Source organism: Streptomyces niveiscabiei, assembly GCF_001419795.1.
GTDB lineage: Bacteria > Actinomycetota > Actinomycetes > Streptomycetales > Streptomycetaceae > Streptomyces > Streptomyces niveiscabiei.
Map to the genome: position 1 here is coordinate 1 of NZ_LIRL01000766.1, position 2,893 is coordinate 2,893.

The following is a 2,893-nucleotide window of genomic DNA, read 5'->3' on the forward strand; positions in this document are numbered from 1 at the left end:
GGTCGGTGGGGGCTGAGACGGGGGCCTCGACGACAGGAGCCGGGGCAGCCGGTACGGTGACGGGGGCTGCCGTAGGGGTCGCGCGCTGCACCACCCCGTCGCTCACGGCGGCGATCACGCTCTGGAACGCCACCCCCGCCTCACTCCCCGGCGCGCCCACGCTGATCCCCGTGAACCCGCAGGCCGCCAGGGCGTCCCGCCACTGCCGCTCGCTCGCCAGCGGCGACCCCGGCATCCGCTGCTCGGGATCGTCGAAGAGCCACCACCCCGCCGTCAGCCCGAAGATCAGGGCGAGTTGACTCCTGGGCCGCGTCCCCTCGACCGCGAGCAGCACCCCGCCCCGCCGCAGCGACTCCTTGGCCCGCGTGAGCGTGTGGGACAGCCGCCGCGTCGCATGCAGGACGTTCGTCCCGAACACGACGTCGTACTCCCCGGCCGCCGCCCCGGCCTCGATGTCCAGCACCTCGAACCGCACGAACGGATACCGCGCCCCGAACCGGTTCCCGGCCTTGCGGACGAACGCCGGGGACACGTCGGTGAAGACGTACTCGACCGAATCCCCGTACGGCGCCAGCGCGGCGAGCACGGCGGCCGTCGTGCCGCCCGTCCCCGCGCCGACCTCCAGGATCCGAACGGGGCCGGTGCCCCGCGCCAGACGGGACGTGACCTGCTCGACGACGATCCGCGCGACCTCGGCGTTGCAGCGGTCGGTGACCGGGTCGCCCCGGTAGACGGCGGCGACGCGCTCGGTGGAACCGTCGGGGAAGAGGACCTCCATGGCGGGGCGGCGGCCCGTGAGGATGTCGGGGAGAGCGGTGAGGCAGTCGGTGAGAAGGCTGACGACCGGGGCGAGCGAGCTGTGATGCTCCGTCAAGGTGCGCAGCTCGGCGACGAGTTCAGCCTCGGTGGCCTCTTCGGGAGACCGCGCCTCGGCGATTCCGAGCTGTACGGCGAACAACGCCCGGTGTTCCGGGACCACTTGGCTCGGGTCGGTCAGCCCCGCCCGGCGCAGCACCGCCGCCAGGAGCCGTTCCGCCAGCACCTCGGCCTCGGCCACCGCCCGCTGATGCGCGGCGAGTTCGGGGTCGGGCCCGGCCGGGAAGCGCACCTCGGGCAGCGTGTCCGGGACCTCGCCCGGGGCCACCCGCAGGGTGCGGTCCGCGTCGATCCCGAGGTTGTCGAGGATCGTCCGGTCGGCGTCGAGCGCGAACACCTGCGGCAGCCCGGCCCCCAAGGTCCGCTCGACGACCGCCATGCCCCGCTCGGCGCTGAGCGGCCGGATGCCGGCGGCCTCGAAGCGGGTCAGGACGCGTGCCCGCTCCGCGTCCCCGGCCGCATGCCAGTAGCCGAGGTTGAGGACCCGCACCGGGAACGGCAGGGTGCGGGCGGCGTGGGCCGCGTACGCGTCGGCGAAGACGCAGCCCGCCGCGTACCCGGCCTGGCCGTGATTGCCCTCGAAGGCCACGCCGGAGGAGTAGAACAGGGCGAAGTCCAGAGGCAGTTCACGCACCGCGTGCAGCAACGCCCAGGCCGTGCCGGTCTTCACCTCAAGGGCGGCCCGCATCTCGTCCTCGGACAGGTCCCGCAGGACCCGGTTGACGAGGACCATCGCCGCGTTGAACACCCCGTGCAGGGCGCCGAATTCACGGACGGCGAGGTCGACGGCGCCGGTGAGCGCGGCCGGGTCGGTGGCGTCCAGCGCCAGGTACCGCACCTCGGCGCCCGCCTTCTCCAGCTCGGCCACCGCCCGGCGCCGGTCCTCGTCGAGAGGCGAGCGCCCGACGACGACCAGCTTCGCGCCGTACGTCCGGGCGAGGTGCAGGCAGGTGTCCCGGCCGACCGCGCCGAGACCACCGACGATCAGGTAGACGCCGCCCTTCCTCAACGGCGTTGCCGTGGCGGGCAGTTCGACCCGCTCCAGGGCCCGTACCCGGCGTACACCGCCCCTGATCGACACCGGCACGGGCTTCGCCGGGAAGGGCTCGGCGACGATCGCCCCGGCGAGCTGTCCGGCCTCGGCGGCGCGGACGTCGACCAGGGAGACGTGCAGCGCCGGGAACTCCTTCGCCGCGACGGCCGCGACACCGAGGAGCCCGGCCGCCCACGGGGACGACGCGTCGTCGTCCGCCAGCGGGTGGACGTCGGTGGTGACGACCTTGAGCCGCACGCCTCGCTCCAGCGCGCCGGACCGGTCGAGGGCGCGCACCAGGCGGTACAGGGCGAGCGGGCCGCCGTCGGCCAACTCCCGTGCGCCTGAACGGTCTACGGGGTCCTGAGCCGGTGCCGTACCGAAGAAGTACACGAGGTCGGGGGTGCCGATCTCGGCGTCCGTGAAGCCGAGCGGGACGCGTCGGACGTCGGCGCCGGGGTGCAACTCCGCGACGGGCTCGCCCACATAGAGCACGCTGCGCCCGAACTCGGCCCGCCCCTTGGCGGGTTGGGGCGTCCACACCGGACGGTGCACGACCACGGCGGACGGCTTCGCCTCCCGGTACGCCAGCCCCTCGAACCGGACCCGGACCGCGCCCGCGTCGTCGCAGAGCAGGACCTCGCAGCGGTTCGGGCCGGTCTCCCGGACGTACGACCAGCCGCTGTCCGGCACCGGTCCGAACACGTCGACCCGGTCCGCCGCGAACGGGAGCATCGGCCGCGCGCGCCGGACGAGCAGCGCGGCGTACGTGTGGAGGGCCGCGTCCAGCACGCCGGGGTGCAGGGCGTGCGCCGGGTCGCCGTCGACGGCGCCTATACGGCCGAGGACTTCGTCGGTGCTGGTCCAGACCTGGCGGACCCGGCGGAAGAACGGGCCGTAGGGGAGGCCCTGTTCGGCGAGGTTCCGGTAGAAGGCGCCGTGATCCTCCGCGAGGCGGGCGCGCAGGGCGTCGGTGTCGAGGGG

General features: G+C 74.4%; 1 protein-coding gene. It reads right to left on the reverse strand.

Annotated elements, in window-relative coordinates:
* Window positions 1–2,893, reverse strand: a 2,893-nt coding sequence (locus tag AOK24_RS33015; protein ID WP_240554240.1) for an SDR family NAD(P)-dependent oxidoreductase, incomplete at both ends; no start/stop codon positions are given.